The 15538-nt window shown below is 62.4% G+C and carries 15 protein-coding genes; 6 read left to right on the top strand and 9 right to left on the bottom strand.

All coding sequences use genetic code 11. The features are described from left to right. Positions 1–124 precede the first annotated feature (124 nt). Positions 125–853 (top strand): c-type cytochrome, encoded by a 729-nt coding sequence (locus CNX70_RS10480; RefSeq protein ID WP_096234640.1) that lies wholly within the window; start codon positions 125–127, stop codon positions 851–853. Continuing rightward, complete coding sequence (locus CNX70_RS10475; protein ID WP_096234639.1) at positions 850–2124, top strand: c-type cytochrome; 1275 nt, start codon at positions 850–852, stop codon at positions 2122–2124. Before CNX70_RS10480 ends, CNX70_RS10475 begins: the two co-directional genes overlap by 4 nt. Before the next feature lie 75 nt (positions 2125–2199). Here CNX70_RS10475 and CNX70_RS10470 read toward each other — a convergent pair whose 3' ends face one another. Both CNX70_RS10470 and CNX70_RS10465 read right to left on the bottom strand, forming a co-directional pair. Beyond that, on the bottom strand, positions 2200–3456 hold the full coding sequence (locus CNX70_RS10470; RefSeq protein ID WP_096233692.1) for an IS4 family transposase: 1257 nt from the start codon (positions 3454–3456) through the stop codon (positions 2200–2202). Between the two features lie 256 nt (positions 3457–3712). Next, positions 3713–4348 carry a class I SAM-dependent rRNA methyltransferase gene (locus CNX70_RS10465; RefSeq protein WP_096234638.1) on the bottom strand — a complete coding sequence of 212 codons (636 nt, stop codon included), beginning with the start codon at positions 4346–4348 and terminating at the stop codon, positions 3713–3715. A 188-nt stretch (positions 4349–4536) separates the two neighbouring features. Here CNX70_RS10465 and CNX70_RS10460 point away from each other — a divergent pair, with 188 nt between their 5' ends. Continuing rightward, a complete protein-coding gene (locus CNX70_RS10460; protein ID WP_096234637.1) occupies positions 4537–5322 on the top strand; it encodes a head GIN domain-containing protein in 786 nt (261 codons plus the stop codon). Between the two features lie 60 nt (positions 5323–5382). On the opposite strand, the gene CNX70_RS10455 is transcribed toward CNX70_RS10460, so the two are convergent. Then, positions 5383–5925, bottom strand: coding sequence for a YaeQ family protein (locus CNX70_RS10455; RefSeq protein WP_034758748.1), 543 nt, complete (start codon positions 5923–5925; stop codon positions 5383–5385). Positions 5926–5975: 50 nt separating this feature from the next. After that, positions 5976–6857: a formyltetrahydrofolate deformylase gene (gene purU, locus CNX70_RS10450; protein WP_096234636.1), complete on the bottom strand. Its 882-nt coding sequence runs from the start codon at positions 6855–6857 to the stop codon at positions 5976–5978. Between the two features lie 345 nt (positions 6858–7202). Between purU and CNX70_RS10445 the strand changes: the two genes are divergently transcribed. The 3 genes from CNX70_RS10445 (at position 7203) to CNX70_RS10435 (ending at position 8795) form a co-directional block, all read left to right on the top strand. Beyond that, positions 7203–7715, top strand: coding sequence for a phasin family protein (locus CNX70_RS10445; RefSeq protein ID WP_096234635.1), 513 nt, complete (start codon positions 7203–7205; stop codon positions 7713–7715). Between the two features lie 33 nt (positions 7716–7748). Continuing rightward, a complete protein-coding gene (locus tag CNX70_RS10440; protein ID WP_096234634.1) occupies positions 7749–8144 on the top strand; it encodes a KGG domain-containing protein in 396 nt (131 codons plus the stop codon). Between the two features lie 138 nt (positions 8145–8282). Continuing rightward, positions 8283–8795 (top strand): YgjP-like metallopeptidase domain-containing protein, encoded by a 513-nt coding sequence (locus tag CNX70_RS10435; RefSeq protein ID WP_096234633.1) that lies wholly within the window; start codon positions 8283–8285, stop codon positions 8793–8795. A 28-nt stretch (positions 8796–8823) separates the two neighbouring features. On the opposite strand, the gene CNX70_RS10430 is transcribed toward CNX70_RS10435, so the two are convergent. The 5 genes from CNX70_RS10430 to CNX70_RS10410 form a co-directional block, all read right to left on the bottom strand. Further along, positions 8824–9369: an LOG family protein gene (locus CNX70_RS10430; protein ID WP_167389749.1), complete on the bottom strand. Its 546-nt coding sequence runs from the start codon at positions 9367–9369 to the stop codon at positions 8824–8826. Positions 9370–9380: 11 nt separating this feature from the next. Further along, positions 9381–10154 (bottom strand): tetratricopeptide repeat protein, encoded by a 774-nt coding sequence (locus CNX70_RS10425; RefSeq protein WP_096234631.1) that lies wholly within the window; start codon positions 10152–10154, stop codon positions 9381–9383. Between the two features lie 41 nt (positions 10155–10195). After that, positions 10196–10867, bottom strand: coding sequence for a TetR/AcrR family transcriptional regulator (locus CNX70_RS10420; protein WP_034758777.1), 672 nt, complete (start codon positions 10865–10867; stop codon positions 10196–10198). 138 nt (positions 10868–11005) lie between these two features. Further along, complete coding sequence (locus tag CNX70_RS10415; protein ID WP_096234630.1) at positions 11006–11635, bottom strand: phasin family protein; 630 nt, start codon at positions 11633–11635, stop codon at positions 11006–11008. 134 nt (positions 11636–11769) lie between these two features. Beyond that, on the bottom strand, positions 11770–15402 hold the full coding sequence (locus CNX70_RS10410; protein WP_096234629.1) for an EAL domain-containing protein: 3633 nt from the start codon (positions 15400–15402) through the stop codon (positions 11770–11772). Positions 15403–15538 lie beyond the last annotated feature (136 nt).

Genomic DNA, 15538 nt, shown 5'->3' with positions numbered 1-15538 from the left:
ATTGCACAACTGATCCTGTCACAGTGACAGCGCCCGTTATATGCTAGGGTAACAACATCCGGGCAGCAACACCGGCATGCCATACCCACCGATGAGACAGGTGATTTCTCCCATGCGACTTCCCATGCTACCGCATTCCCCCCTCGCGCTGGTACTGGCCCTGGCTTGCGCCTTGCCCGGCATGGCGCTGGCCGCACCGGCCAGCGTGCCAGCCGGCCACGACAGCCTGGAACAGCGCATCAAGGCGTGCACGGCCTGCCATGCGCCCAAGGAACGCCACGACGCCTTCTTTCCCCGCATCGCCGGCAAGCCGGCCGGTTACCTGTACAACCAGCTGCTCAATTTCCGCGAGGGAAGGCGCCAGTATCCGATGATGAACTACATGGTCGAGCACTTGCCGGACGATTACCTGCGCGAAATCGCCGAGTATTTTGCGGCGCAGCACCCGGCTCCGCCGCCGGGCCAGCCCAGCAGCGCCGGTACGACAGCCCTGGCGCGCGGCAAACAGCTGGTGTTGCACGGCGACAGTGGGAAAAAGATTCCCGCCTGCATCTCCTGCCATGGCGATAAACTGGCCGGCGTGGCGCCCGCCATCCCCGGCTTGCTGGGCTTGCCACGCGACTACATCAACGCCCAACTGGGCGCCTGGAAGAACGGCATCCGCCGCGCCCATGCGCCCGACTGCATGGCGCAAGTGGCGCAGCGCCTGTCGGACGCGGACGTGGGCGCCGTCTCGGCCTGGCTGGGCACGCAGGTGGCCAGCGCCGATGCGCGTCCCGCCAGCAGCATCGCCCTGCCCTTGCCGCTGCACTGCGGCGGCGTGCCAGGCTCTACCGCGCAGGTGGCGCCATGAAGAAATGGATGATCGCGGCCGGCCTGGTGCTGATCGCCGGCGGCAGCGCCAAGTTCCTGCTGTACCCGGACGACGACATCGGTCCGCCCGCCGTTGCCAGCACCCTGAGCCAGCAACAGCTGCTCGCGCGCGGCGCCTACCTGGCCAAGGCGGGCGATTGCATGGCCTGCCACACGACGCGCGGCGGCGTGCCCTACGCGGGAGGACGGGCCTTGCAGACGCCGTTCGGCAAAGTGCTCTCGCCCAACATCACGGCCGACAAGGAAACGGGCATCGGCAGCTGGACGGCCGACGATTTCTGGCGCGCCATCCACAACGGCAAGTCGAAAGACGGCCGGCTGCTGTATCCGGCCTTTCCCTACACCAGCTATACCAAGGTGCAGCGCGAAGACAGCGACGCGCTGTACGCGTATTTCCAGAGCGTGCCGCCGCACAAGCAGGCGAACGCGCCGCACGCGCTGCGCTTCCCCTACAACCAGCAACTCGCGCTGGCCGCCTGGCGCGCCTTGTACTTCAAGCCGGGCGTGTACCAGCCGCTCACCAGTCAAAGCATGGAGTGGAACCGCGGCGCCTACCTGGTGCAGGGCTTGGGCCACTGCAGCGCCTGCCATAGCAGCCGCACCACCTTGGGCGGCAGCGACGACGGCCTGTCGGGCGGCCTGATCCCCGTGCTGGGCTGGTACGCGCCCTCGCTGACGTCGGACGCGGAAGCGGGCCTGGGTGACTGGGACACGGCGCATATCGTGGAATTGCTGCAAACGGGCGTCTCGCCGCGCGCCACCGTCTTCGGCCCCATGGCCGAGGTGGTGCGGCAAAGCTTGCAGCACATGGGCAGCACTGACGTGCAGGCGATGGCCGTGTACCTGAAAAGCTTGCCCGGCCCCGCGCAGCCATCGAAAAAGGTGCCACGCGACACCTCGGAGCAGTTTCGGCAGCAACTGGCGCTGGGCGCGAAACTGTATGAAGCGCAATGCGCAAGCTGCCACCAGGCCGACGGCAAGGGCGTGCCACCCGGCTACCCGCCGCTGGCCGGCAACCGCGCGCTGACGACAGACTCGGCCGTCAACGCCATCCGCCTCGTGCTCAACGGCGGCTTCGCGCCCGGCACAAGCGGCAACCCGCGCCCCTACGGCATGCCGCCGTTCGGCCCCGTCATGGATGATGCCGAGGTGGCGGCCGTGGTGACGTATCTGCGCGCGTCGTGGGGCAATGATGCGCCGGCGGTGTCGGCGCTGGAGGTAAACAAGTACCGCAGCGTGCCGCTGGAGTAGCCCTCAATCACTCCCTAAGCCCGGCTACAGCCGGGGTCGGACCCCAATCCACCCAAGTTAAGCAACAGGCTGCCATCAAGCAGCCTTGTAGGCCATGTATTTATGGGGCTTGTAGGCGTTGGTTTGCCGTGACCTTGATTGTCCTGGGCGATGTAGAAACGTTCGCTTGGCGATCAGAGCCAGCGCGTCGGCAAGCAAGTGTGCTGCCGCCAGCCCAAGCAGCAACGATGGCAAGAGCGGCTTGAGTACCGAATGGACATAGGCGCGGTTGATGCGTCTGTCCGTCGGCAATGCATCTTGCTGGCCGGCGGCACAGCTCGCCAACGCCTGCAGGTTATCGCATATTACCTTGGCGGCCAGATCCTGCATCAGGGCCTGCTGTGACAGTCCCGTCACGTGCTCCAGATGGAGGCGGTGTTTGATGCGCTTGAAGGCTTCCTCAATGCGCCAGCGTTGGTGGTAGAGGTCTCCGAACAATGCGGCAGGGAATTGTTCAACGTCCAGTAAATTGGTCATCAGAACACGCACCTTGCCGGTCGAGGCAACGTGGCGTATCAGGCGCACGGTCTGCGGTTCAGCGGGACATTCATAGTCAAGCGCATCGCGCCGATCCGGCGCCCGCAGCGTGACGATCTGCTCCTGCAGCCCCGACTTCAGAAACTGATTGACGCAGGGAAAGCCTCCGCCGCGGGCCTGCTCGACACGCATGCAGAAGGCAATGCGGCGCTGGTTCAACACGGCGGGCATCCAGTAACATGGATAGCCTCGGTCCAGCAACAGCAGATCTTCCTTGCCAAGCTGGTCGAGCTGTTCGAACAGCATCTGGCGTTCGCCGACGTCGGTACTGTATAGCGAGGCCGAGAGCATCAATTCGGCACCGGGCAGAAACAAGCCAAACACCAGTTGATCGGCCACGGCGGCGCGTTTGACATGGCTGGCGCGCAAGCCAAAGCGAACGGTCGAGGCGTCAGCGGCGACCAGCCTGAAACCGTGCCAGCGCGGCAGGTAGCCATGCTGCTGTGCTTGTGCAATGAGCCAGTCGTTAAGCTCTGGGATGGCCGTGGTAGCAAGTTTTGAGCGTGCCTGAGCGAAAGCCTGGGCGCTCACCTGGTGCGTCAGTTGCGCCTGCTGTTGCAGATGGCCAAAGAATTCATCAAGTTCGGTTTGCACGCTCTTGCGCATGCCGGTGAGCATGAGCGCCACCAAGGATGGCAGCGGCAGTTTGCGGCGACGTTGAAACGCCATCGGATGATCAGGATGGCGGGCGCTAAGCCGAAACTGGTCGGATTGAAGATGGTCGGAGAAATCGGACAGCAAGGAAGCGAGCGACATGAAGGGCCAATGAAGATCAAAAGACCTTCATTGGCCGCCGCCTTGCCGCTGTCGAAAAAAGAGAGGTCAGCAAGGCGGCGGCCGCGCAAAGCCAGTGCCACGTCAAGCACTATTTCATTGAATTGCCAGCAATTGCGCGGGCTTGCTCCTTAACTTGGGTGGATTGGGTCGGACCCTCAGGGTCCGACCCCAGTGGTGCGCGGGTTACCCATAAAAAAACCGGCTCACGCCGGTTTTTCAAGTCAAACAGCCGTTCTCAACGGAACTTGCTCTTGTGCCCCGTTTTCAAATCCAGCGCATAGCGCACGCCATTGTCCGTCAGCATGACTTCATCGGGCGGCTCTTCGCCGGCCAGGGCGCCATCGATCAGGGGCAAGCCTTCGCCCTTGCGCATCAGGTCGTCGCAGCGCTCGTACACGTTGACGCAAGCGGTGGACGCCATCAACGATTGCACGATGGCCACTTTCCACGCATCGACGCCACCGGCATTGAATTCGCAAATCAGATAGCCTTGCACGCCGCCAAACAGCTGCACCACCAGGCCCGGCAGGCCCTCGTCTTCACCCTTGATCAGGGTCAACAGCTGGTTCTCGCCCGCCTTCTTGATGGCCGGCAGCTTTTTCTCGATGGCGGCCTTGACGCGGCGCTTGATCAGCGCGTGATCGACCGGTTCGTCTTCCTTGAAGCTCCAGATGCGCGCGCGGATCTGCGACTTCGAATTGTAGGCGGCGCGGGCGATGAACTGCTTCGAAGAACTCTGCACGATGGCCGTCGAGCCGGGCTTCATTTTTTCCTGCGGCTTGCCTTCGACTTTTTCAATCGCGGACGCGTAAATCCACGATTGGCCCAGCAAGCTCTTTTCCTTGCCCTGTTTGATGGTGATGATCAGCATGTAATTCCAGTAGTGTGAGCGGCGCGTGCCGCTCGTCGTATGTCCAATACCGGCATGATACCTCATGCCATCCTGTCGCATCTTCCTGCATTCTGTGCCGCCGCTGCCGCAGTCTGTCGCAGCGCGCTGCGCAGGCGCCACCGGCTGGCATACCATGCAGGCAGTCCAATTCAAAACAGGGAGCAAGAATGACACCGATACTTTTCCAGCCGCGCCATGCCCGTGCCGCTACCGCCCTGCTGCTGGCCGTCTGCGCCCTGGCCATCCCGGCCGCACCAGCGCTGGCGTCGCCGCTCGACTGGATCTCCGGCAACAGCATTCAGGGCAGCGGCAAGCTGCAAAAGCAGACGCGCGAAGTGGGCAGCTTCCATGGCGTGGCGCTGAATGTGCCGGGTACGGTCGAATTGCGCATTGGCAACACGGATAGCGTCACCATCGAGGCCGATGACAATATCCTGCCGCTGATCGAGACGGCGGTGGAAAACGGCACCCTGCGCATCCGGCCTGCCAAGCGCAACGCCAACTTCCGCCAGAGCAGCCTGACCATTGTGATCCAGGCGCGCCAGGTGGAGCGCATCAGCGTGGGCGGCTCGGGCAGCATCACGGCAACGGGCTTGCGCGCCGAGAAACTGCGCTTCGACGTGGGCGGCTCGGGCTCCATCGATGCGCGTGAGCTCGACAGCCGCCAGGTGGCTGTGGCCATCGGCGGCAGCGGCAACTTCAAGGCCAGCGGCAAGACGGAGCAGCTGACGGCGTCGATCGGCGGCTCGGGCAATATCCAGGCGGGCCGCCTGGCCGCGCGCGAGGTGCAGGTAAGCATCGGCGGCTCGGGCGAGGCGCAAGTGTGGGCCAAGGACGACTTGAGCATCAGCATCGGCGGCTCGGGCGAAGTGAGCTACTACGGCGACCCGCGCATCAGCCGCAGCATGCAGCGTTCAAGCAGCATCCGCCGCCTGGGCGCTGCGCCGAATTAGGCACCCGCAATGACAAAAGCCCGGAGCGATCCGGGCTTTTTGCGTTTCAAACAGTCAACATCAGCGCGCCGGCTTTACCGGTTCGCGGTCGATCAAGACCGTGTTGACGCTGTCGGTCAACCAGATCTGGCCATCCTGGATCGTGCATTGCAGCTGCATGTTGCGCTGCGCCAGCTTGCTCATGTCTTGCGCCGCCTCGGATGGCAGGTTAATCACGGTCAAGTTCTTCGCCCGTTCCAGCTTGTTGGCAATCTGCTTCCACCAGATGTGGCTGGTTGCGCCATAGCTATAGACGATCACCTGTTCCGAACGCCCGCAGGCCTTCAGGATGCGCTTTTCGTCGGGCTGGCCCACTTCAATCCACAACTGGATGGCGCCCGTCAGGTCTTTCTGCCACAGGTCGGGCTCTTCCGTGTCGAACAAGCCCTTGGTGAAGGTCAGCGCCTCGTCGGCGTGGATGGCGAACGCCAGCAGGCGCACCATCATGCGCTCATCTGTTTCGGACGGGTGGCGCGCCAGGGTCAGCGCGTGATCCTGGTAGTAATTGCGGTCCATGTCGGCGATCTGCAGATCGGCTTTGAAAATTGTTGCTTTGAGGGCCATCGTGTTTCTGTCTCGGTAAAGTGGATGTCAATATGGTACGGGTGGCGGTATCAGCGGAATACCACGGTCTTGTCACCGTTTTTCAGGATGCGGTGCTCGACGAACCATTTCACGGCGCGTGCCAGCACCACGCACTCGACGTCGCGGCCGATGGCCGTCAGGGTCTCGGCATCCATCGCATGGTCGACGCGCTCGACATCCTGCTCGATGATCGGGCCTTCATCCAGATCGCCCGTGACGAAATGGGCCGTCGCACCGATCAGCTTGACGCCGCGGTGGTGCGCCTGCGCATACGGCTTGGCGCCCTTGAAGCTGGGCAGGAAGGAATGATGGATATTGATGGCGCGGCCGTCAAGCGCCTGGCACAGGCCGGGCGAGAGGATTTGCATGTAGCGCGCCAGCACCACCAAGTCGATCTTGTGCGTGTCCATCAGCTCGATGATCTTCGCTTCCTGCGCCAGCTTGGCCGCTTCCGGCGCGCCGGCCGCCAGCGGCAAGTGGTGGAAGGGAATATTGTAGCTGGCCGCCAACTGGTAGAACTCCATGTGGTTCGAGACGATGGCGGGGATTTCAACGTTCAGCAAGCCGCTCTTGTAGCGGAACAGCAAATCGTTCAGGCAATGGCCGATCTTCGACACCATCAGCATGACGCGCGGCTTGACACGCGCATCGTGCAATTGGCCATGGAATTGGCCATTGAGCTGCATGGCTTGCGACAAGTCGGCGAAGTCGCTGCGCAACTGGGCGTCGCTGACGGCGCCGTCTTCCAGCGCGAAATGCACGCGCATGAAGAACAGCTGGGATTCCTGGTCGCCGAACTGGGCGGAATCGAGGATGTTGCAGCCGCGTTCGGCCAGGAAGCCGGACACGCGGTGCACGATGCCGCGCTGGTCCAGGCAGGACAGGGTCAGGATGTATTCGGGATGCGTCATGGTCGCGGAATAAGGCAAAAAAGGTGGGCTATGCTCGGCTCAGCCACGCGCGCCGGCCATCGGCTGCGCTGCCGCGAGCCGGCTATTGTCGCACGGCCGGGCCTGTAAACCTGCATTTTCCACACAAGCAGCGTGGCTGCCCGTAGTGGCAAGCTGATTGACGTTCCTTTGATCTGGCACAAAGTCATCGCGTTTTTCAGGCGCCCAGGTGCCATTCTCGCGCCAAACCGGCACCTGGCGTGGAACCTGGCGCGCTATCCGGCGTCTATCTCTTTGCTTGTTTCAGCACACGTCGCATCCGGTACTCCGGGTGTTTCTCGGACCAGATTTTCATTGAGGTAGAACATGTTCACCAACAGTATCCCCCAAAGTCTCAGCCCCGCCCTGAAGTCCCACCTGGAGGCCCAGTGCAATTTCGCCACAGAACTATCGCGCAAGCTGTTCGATACGGCGCAGCAACTGAGCGAGCTGCATCTGCGGCTGGCGCAAGACTTGCTGCAGGAATGGAGCAACGCCAGCCAGCAACTGCTGTCTGCGCGCGACACGGGCGAGTTCATGTCGCTGGCCGCCGCCCAGTTGCAGCCGGGCAGCGACAAGCTGCGCCAATACCAGCAGCAACTCGGCAACCTGGTCGCCAACGCCAATGTCGAGATGAACCGCACGGCAGAGAACCACCTGCCCGAAGCGAGCCGCACGGCCGTGGCCTTCGCTGATGAAGTGGTGCGCAAGACGGCCGAAGAAACGGAAAAAGCCACGCAGCGCCAGCGTGAGATGATCGAAAAAATGCATGCCTCGGGCCACCGCGATGGCGCGGGCCACGGCCGCGAGACCGGCAGGCAATCCGATCAGGCGCATTGAACAGTGCCCCCACCCGACAGCAAGGAGAGCGACATGGCTAACAGTAATGAGCAAGGCAAAGGCGCTGGCAGCAGTCAGAAAGCCGGCGAACCGGGCAGCAGCAAAGGCACGAGCAAGCGCGGCTTTGCCGCCATGAACGAGGAGCAGCAACGCGAAATTGCCAGCAAGGGCGGTCAGGCAGCCCATCAAAAGGGTACGGCGCATGAATTCGACTCGGAAGAAGCACGCCGGGCCGGGCAGAAAGGCGGTGAAGCCGTCAGCCGCAACCGCGAACACATGGCGGAAATCGGCCGCAAGGGCGGCGAAAGCCGGCAATCGGCCCAGCGCGCCAATGAAAGCAGCAGCAGCCCGGCGGCACGCGGCGGCGGCGCCGAGCAACAGTCGAAGGCTAGCCGGCAGGGCAACAAGAACGGAGACGGCAAGGGCTGACCTGGCTGGCCTGGCACGCGGCTTGACGATGGCACGGGGCGGCCCTGGCAGCCCCGTGCCGGGGCTGGCGCAGCGCAGGGCGCGGCGGTATGGTACATTCTCGCCTTACTGACACATTCGCGCCCCGCCCTTCCCCGCATGCAGCCATCCCTGAAATACCTGAGCGCCTATTCCGAACAAACGCAAGCGCAAGTGCAACAACTGATCGCGCAGGACAAGCTGGGCGAAGTGCTGTTAAAACGCTACCCGAATGCGCACGATGTGCGCAACGACAAGGCGTTGTACCAGTACGTGCAAGACTTGAAGAATGAATTCCTGCGCAATGCTGAACCCATCAACAAAGTGGCGTTCGACAGCAAGATCCACGTGATCCAGCATGCGCTGGGCTTGCATACCTCGATCTCGCGCGTGCAGGGCGGCAAGCTCAAGGCCAAGCATGAAATCCGCGTGGCCACCATGTTCAAGGAAGTGCCGCTGGAGTTTCTGCGCATGATCGCCGTGCACGAACTGGCGCATGTAAAAGAAAAGCAACATGACAAGGCGTTCTACAAGCTGTGCGCATATATGGAACCGCAGTACCACCAGTACGAATTCGACGTGCGCCTGTACCTGACCCAGCTCGACCTGTCGGGCCAGCGCCTGTGGTCGTGAAGCGCGTCGCTCAAGCACTGTCCAGGGCCTAGGGCGCGCATTCCTTCAGGCGTTGCACCAGCGCTGCGGGATCGGCATCGGCATTCAGGAAGGCCGCGTGCTGCGGGCGGATAAAGCCCTGTTCCTTGCCGTTTTGCACGAAAGCAATCAAGCCATCATAGAAACGGTCGACATTGAGCAAGCCGATGGGCTTGGCGTGCAAGCCCAGCTGGGCCCACGTGAGCATCTCGAACAGCTCTTCCAGGGTGCCATAGCCGCCCGGCATGGCGATGAAGGCGTCGGACAGGCTGGCCATCATCGCCTTGCGCTCATGCATGTCCTTCACGATGAACTGGCGCGTCAAGCCCATGTGGCCCACTTCGCGTTCGACCAGTTGGGTGGGAATCACGCCCGTCACCTCGCCGCCCAGGCGCAGTACTTCATCGGCGATCACGCCCATCAGGCCGACCTTGCCGCCGCCATACACCAGTGAAATATTTTCCGCCACCAGCACGCGCGCCAGTTCGCGCGCCGCCACCGCATAATCGGGCGAGATGCCCGCGTTGGCGCCACAGTACACACATAAAGCCTTGATCACAGTAGTCCCTAGTCTTTCAATTCATCGATCGCCGCCTCGACCTCGAGGCGTTCCTTGGCGTCCAGTGCCACGCAGTCGGCCGCCTTTTCATACAGGGCCAGCGCTTCCGCCAGCTTTTTCTTTCCGTCAAGCATGTTCAAGGCGCGCGCATATTCGCTGTGCGCCAGCGCCGAATACGGCGTCAGGGCCAGCGCCGTCTTGAAGTGCTGATAGCCATCTTCCTTGTTGGCGCCGTAGGTCAGGCTGCCGATCATGGCGCCGACCTTGTCGATAATTTCCGTATGATAAATCCCAAACGCAATATGCGCTTCCGCATGCATGGGCGCTACCGTCATCGTGCGGTCCAGGCTGTTGCGCACGCGCGCGCCCATGCCCTGCGCCAGAGCCTTGACGACGGATGTGCCCAGCGCGTAGCGGCCCAGGCTATAGGCATGCCAGTAGTAGCCGGCCGGGTTGTCCGGCTGCTCGCTCTGCTGGCGCTCGCAGCGCTCCGCCACTTCTTCGTACATATCGAGTTTCTGGCGGTCGTCCACTTCCAGGTGCGTGGCATAGATGCAGGTCGCCTTATGCGCCACCGCATAGCCGGGCACGCCGACGGCCAGGCCCAGCTTCACGGCGCGTTCGAAGTCGCCCGCGTGGAAGGCCAGCCAGGCTTGCACCAGCGCCGGATGCGTGGGAAACGGTTCCACATCGCCCGCATGCAGGCGCGCCCAGGCCGCTTCCAGGGTCTGCGGCGTGTAGACATAGGCTGCGTCCGGATAGGGGAATTGTTTCCAAGCCATATATCTCTCCTGTAAATGACGACGTGGCGCCAGCAGCCGCGTCAGTCGTTCTTGAGTTTGGTCACATACTCTTCCGACAGTTTGCGAAACAGCAAATGCGTTTCATTGCGCAAATACGGGCCGATCAGGGACAACACCTGGTAGCAGCCGCGTGCCAGCGCATCGGACATCGATTGCTGCTCGCTGTACTTGCGCGGGTTGCGCACATATTCGTACGACAGCCAGTAGGTGGCGACGACCACCATATTCGTCGCCATGGCAGCGACTTCCATGTCCGACGCTTCCAAAGACTGTTCGCTGCGCAAATCTTCGCACAGCTGCGTGGCCACCTTGATCTTGTGCGCCAGGATCAGCTTGAAGTGCAGTTCCAGCTTGCGGTTGCGCGACAGCAAATCATTGAGGTCGCGATAGAAAAAACGGTAGCGCCAGATCAGTTCGAACATCAGGTGCAAATACAGCCAGACATCCTCGATATTCGAACGGCGCCCGTCAGGCACGGTCAGGATGCGTTCGATTTCCGCCTCGAACTGGACGAAAATCGAGTTGACGATATCATCCTTGTTACGGAAGTGGTAATACAGGTTTCCCGGCGAAATGTTCATCTCTTCCGCAATCACGGTCGTCGTGATATTCGGCTCACCAAACTCATTGAACAGGCGCAGCGACAACTCCAGGATGCGTTCGCGGGTACGGCGTGGTGCTTTTTGTAGCATGGCGGGCAATCTCTCTGTGTTCTGCCGCAAGCATACCACCTAAGATAGCCGTAATGAAACACTGCGCCCCACGGCGCAGATGAAAAACGCAGGCAAAAAAAAGCCCGCGCGAGCAGGCCGGAGGAATGCTGCGCCAGCTCAGGCCGGCGCTGCTTTTTTCTTCGCCGCCGCTCTCGCGGCGGGTTTGCTCACCGCTTTGCTCACTGGCTTGCTCACTGGCTTGCTCACCGGCTTGGCTGCGGTGCGCGGTGCGGCCCTGACTGCCGGCTTGGCCGGGGCCTTGGCGATGGCCGCCTTCGGCGCGGCTTTCGCTACGCTTTTCGGCGCCGCCTTCACGGCCGGCTTGACCGCAGCCTTCGGCTTGGGCGCCGGCGCGGCCTTGCCCGACAGCGCTGCGACCTGCAAACTCAAGGCATCGATCTTGGCGTGCAGCGCGGCGATATCGTTTTGCATCGGCACGCCGATGGTGGCCAGGGCGCGCGCGACGCGCTCTTCAAACACCTGTTCCAGCTTGTCCCAGGAGCCGCTGGCCTGCTTGCCCACGCCATCGGCCAGCTTGCTGACGCCGTCGCTGACATCGGCCACCTTGTCTTCGGCGCGCTTCTGGAATTCCGTGCCTTCCTTGACCAGCTTGGAAAACACGCGCCCGCCCTCTTCCTGCGCCTTGGCGAAGGCACCGAGGCCCGCTTGCCAGATCTGCTGCGCGGACGAGCGCACGGCGCTCGCCAATTCCTTGTCTTGCGTCAGTTCCTTCAATTTCTTCACCATCGCCCACTCCCGTCATATGAAATGTCATGCCACTTCATGGATGCTTTTTATTCTAGAGAGCAAAACTAGAGACGGGAGTCTAATTCGCTACAAAGCTGCTTCTCAACGTGCGCCAGCACACGCAGGGCAAGTGCCTAGGCGGCCGCTTTCACCGGGCCATGCAGCAGCTTGTGCAGGCGGAAGCCTTCGCGGATGTTCTCGCGCAGCACGGCGCCTTTCCACGGCTTGGTATAGAAACGGTCGATGGCGCCACGGTTGATGGCCGCCATGATGGGCGTCAGGTCGGCAAAAGCCGACAACATGATGCGGAAAGTATCGGGGCACAGATGCTTGACCCGCTCCATGAATTCGGTGCCGCTCATGAGCGGCATGCACTGGTCGCACAAGATCACCTGCACCTTGTGGCGCGCCAGGATGTCGAAGCCCTCGGCGGCCGTCTGCGCCGTCAGGATGCGGTAGCCGTCCTGCGCCAGGAAGTCGCTGAGCACGTCGAGCATGAAGACATCGTCGTCGACGATCAGCAAGGTTTGCTGCTCTTCGCTGCCCGCATCCTGCGGCGCCTGCAGCAGCTTGCCAGCCATCAGCATCTGCTCGAATTCTTCCTGTGGCACGGGGCGGCTGAAATAATAACCCTGCATCTCGTCGCAGCCGTGGCGCCGCAAATAAGCCAGCTGCGCGTCGTTTTCCACGCCTTCGGCGATCACGTCCAGCTTCATGCTGTGTGCCATGCTGATGATGGCCAGCACGATGGCCGCGTCATCCGGATTGCTGGTCACTTCGCGCACGAAGGCGATGTCGATCTTCAGCTTGTCGATGGGGAAGCGCTTCAGGTAGGCCAGGCTGGAGTAGCCGGTGCCGAAATCGTCGATGGAAATCTGGATACCCAGCGCCTTCAGGTTGCGCAGCACGGCGATGGTTTCCTCCGCATTCGACATCAGCGAGCTTTCCGTCAGCTCCAGTTCCAGCAGGTCGGGCGCGATATCGTGCTTGCTGATCGCCTTGAGCACCTCTTCTTCCAGGCCGCCGACGAAAAACTGGATGCCCGACACATTCACCGACAGGTGCACGGGGCCGATGCTGCTGGCGCCCCACTCGCTGATCTTCTTGCAGGCTTCGTCCAGCACCCAGTTACCGACGCGCACGATCAGCCCCGTTTCTTCCAGCAAGGGGATGAACAGGGCCGGCGAAACCATGCCGTGGCCGGGGCGGCGCCAGCGTATCAGCGCCTCGGCGCCGCTGATGCGCCCCGAGATGATATTCACCTTGGGCTGGAAGAACAGCACGAATTCCTCGTTGTCGATGGCACGCCGCAGGGCATTTTCCATGTCCAGCCGCGCCATCGATTGCGCGTTCATTTCCGCCGTGAAGAAGCGGAAGGCATCACGCCCGGCCTCCTTGGCGCGGTACATGGCCGTGTCGGCATACTGAATCAGGGTGTCCGCATCGACGCCGTCTTCGGGGAACACGGAAATGCCGATGCTGACCGTCACCGTCACCTCGTGACCCTGCAAGTCGAAGGGCTTGCGCATCGCTTCGCGGATCTTCTCGACCACACCCACGGCATGCTGGATGCCTTCTGGCAGCACCAGGATGGTGGCAAATTCATCGCCGCCAAAGCGGCCGATGGTATCGCGCACGCGCAGGCAATCGACCAGGCGGCTGGAAAACTGGCGCAGCAGGTCGTCGCCGATGGTGTGGCCCAGGGTATCGTTGATATTCTTGAAGCGGTCGATGTCCATGAACAGCACGGCCACGGCCCACTGGTGTTCGGCCGCCTGGGACAGCGAATGGGTCAGCGAGGCGTAAAACTGGCTGCGGTTCGGCAAGCCCGTCAGGGTATCGAAATGGGCCAGCTTCATCAGGCGCTGCTCGGCGTCCTTGCGCTCGGTGATGTCGCGCGCCACGGCCACCAGGATCCAGCTCTGCCCCGAGCGCAGGGTACGCCGCTGCACTTCCACCGACAGCGGCGAGCCATCCTTGCGCTGCAGCTGCAATTCCGTCATCGGGCCGCCCTGGTCGCCGGCCAGCAGCTTGTTGTACAGTTCTTCCAGCTGGGTCTCGCCCTCGTTCGCGCACCCCGGCCCCACGCGCAGGAAATCCTCGCGCTCAAAGCCCAGCATGCGGCAGGCAGTCTGGTTGACGTCGACGAAGCACATGCCGGCGCGGTCAACGAGAAAAATCGCGTCGGCCGTGGCATCCATCGCCAGACGAAAGCGGCGCAAGTCTTCATCGAGACGGATGCGCGCCGCCATGTCCAGGGTCAGCTGCTCGTGGTGGCGCTTGATCTCGTCGTACAGCAGCAGGTTGTCGTAGGCAACGGCGATCTGCGCCGCAACCGTGGCGGCCACGCGTTCGTCGACTTCGGAAAATTCGTTCGCCCCCAGCTTGTCGACCAGGTAGAGCCAGCCGTGGCTGCGCTCGCGCGAAGCGATGGCGACGCCCAGGAAGGAGTGCACGGGCGGGTGCGTGTCGGGCAGGCCCAGCGCGCCGGGGTCGCCCTTCAAGCCATTGACACGGTAGGGCTGGCGCTGTTCCAGCAAGCGGTTCAGGATGCCCGTGCGCGGCGCGCTGGCAATGCGCTCGAGGTCTTTCTCGGCGCCGCAGGAGGAAAAATAACTGAGCTTTTCGGCGCCCTCTTCCAGCACGCCGATGCAGGCGTACCTGGAGACGCAGATATTCTGCGCCACCTTGCAGCCCGCCTCGATCAAGGCGCGCGGATCGCGTTCGGCACCCAGTTCGATGCCCAGCTCGATCAGGGCCGTCAGGCGCAGGCTCACCGCCTGCAGGCTCGACAGAGAGCGCGACAGGCGCTCCGTCATGATGCCCAAGTCTTCAGGCATGGCGGCATGGCCTTCGCGCTGGCTGGCCAGCTGCGAAATCTGCTGGCTGCTGGACTCGACTTCGTCGAGGTAGCCGCTGACCTGGTGATCGATGCCCGCCAGCTTGCCCGTGGCGGGATGCGCCGCAGCACCGCCCGGCACAATGGGCGCCTGGGCGGCCGCCGGCATCAGTCCCAGCGCCTCGTTGACCGTGCGCACGATAACTTCAGGGTCGGACGGCTTGGGCAACACCCAGCGCACGCCGCATGCCTGCGCCAGCAAGATCGCTTCCTGCTCGCGGTAAGTAGCCGTATAAAAGATGATGGGCACGTCGGTCAGCGCGGGATCGGCATGCACGCGCGTGACGAATTCGTAGCCGTCCATGTTCGGCATGAGGATGTCGGAGATGATCAGGTCCGGCCGCTCGGTGCGCAGCACTTCCAGCGCGTCGGCGCCATTCGCCGCCTCCAGCAGGCGGTGGCCGCCGTAGCCCAGCAGTGCGGTGAGGAATTCGCGGTTCAGCACATGATCGTCGACGATCAAGATGGTAGCTATGTCGTTTTTAACTGGCGTCGACGGCGCCCCGGGTAAAAAAGATTCCAGCTCCGCCACGAACAGGTCCGGCTCGATCGGCTTGCCGATATAGCCATTGAAACCCGCTTCGAGCAGGCGTTCGCGGTCACCCACCATGGCCAGCGCCGTCACGGCCAGGGCCGGGATCTTGCGCAGCAGCGGGTCTTTCTTCAGCTCGGCCACCACGCCATAGCCATCGAGCTTGGGCAAATGCACGTCGCAGATGATCAAGTCCGGCAATTCGCTGCGCGCCATGCGCACGCCCTCTTCTCCGTCATAGGCGGCCAGCGGCGTGTGCCCGAAGGCACGTAACAGGTACACCATCAATTCCATATTGGTGGCGTTATCTTCGATAATCAGGATACGTGCGGACAATTAGCACCCCCATGAAAACTGCATAGTCTCATTTTTTGCCTGCACCCATCTTTCCGCTTGCGCGGCAACATGCCAATCCTACAACATCCTGCCATGCATCCCCGCAAATATCTCGCATGCGGATCGTCGTGGCGCG

Origin of the sequence: Janthinobacterium svalbardense (assembly GCF_002327145.1) — a bacterium.
GTDB classification, from domain to species: Bacteria; Pseudomonadota; Gammaproteobacteria; order Burkholderiales; family Burkholderiaceae_D; genus Janthinobacterium; species Janthinobacterium tructae.
This window is presented reverse-complemented; position numbering and strand designations above follow the sequence as displayed.

What these genes read in the sequence shown, in the direction of transcription:
- CNX70_RS10435 (WP_096234633.1), top strand. Translation starts at nt 8,283, where the DNA reads ATGCAGCCATCCCTGAAATACCTGAGCGCCTATTCCGAACAAACGCAA.
- CNX70_RS10455 (WP_034758748.1), bottom strand. Translation starts at nt 5,925, where the DNA reads ATGGCCCTCAAAGCAACAATTTTCAAAGCCGATCTGCAGATCGCCGAC.
- CNX70_RS10465 (WP_096234638.1), bottom strand. Translation starts at nt 4,348, where the DNA reads ATGCTGATCATCACCATCAAACAGGGCAAGGAAAAGAGCTTGCTGGGC.
- CNX70_RS10445 (WP_096234635.1), top strand. Translation starts at nt 7,203, where the DNA reads ATGTTCACCAACAGTATCCCCCAAAGTCTCAGCCCCGCCCTGAAGTCC.
- purU (WP_096234636.1), bottom strand. Translation starts at nt 6,857, where the DNA reads ATGACGCATCCCGAATACATCCTGACCCTGTCCTGCCTGGACCAGCGC.
- CNX70_RS10415 (WP_096234630.1), bottom strand. Translation starts at nt 11,635, where the DNA reads ATGGTGAAGAAATTGAAGGAACTGACGCAAGACAAGGAATTGGCGAGC.
- CNX70_RS10425 (WP_096234631.1), bottom strand. Translation starts at nt 10,154, where the DNA reads ATGGCTTGGAAACAATTCCCCTATCCGGACGCAGCCTATGTCTACACG.
- CNX70_RS10470 (WP_096233692.1), bottom strand. Translation starts at nt 3,456, where the DNA reads ATGTCGCTCGCTTCCTTGCTGTCCGATTTCTCCGACCATCTTCAATCC.
- CNX70_RS10475 (WP_096234639.1), top strand. Translation starts at nt 850, where the DNA reads ATGAAGAAATGGATGATCGCGGCCGGCCTGGTGCTGATCGCCGGCGGC.
- CNX70_RS10460 (WP_096234637.1), top strand. Translation starts at nt 4,537, where the DNA reads ATGACACCGATACTTTTCCAGCCGCGCCATGCCCGTGCCGCTACCGCC.
- CNX70_RS10440 (WP_096234634.1), top strand. Translation starts at nt 7,749, where the DNA reads ATGGCTAACAGTAATGAGCAAGGCAAAGGCGCTGGCAGCAGTCAGAAA.
- CNX70_RS10480 (WP_096234640.1), top strand. Translation starts at nt 125, where the DNA reads ATGCTACCGCATTCCCCCCTCGCGCTGGTACTGGCCCTGGCTTGCGCC.
- CNX70_RS10420 (WP_034758777.1), bottom strand. Translation starts at nt 10,867, where the DNA reads ATGCTACAAAAAGCACCACGCCGTACCCGCGAACGCATCCTGGAGTTG.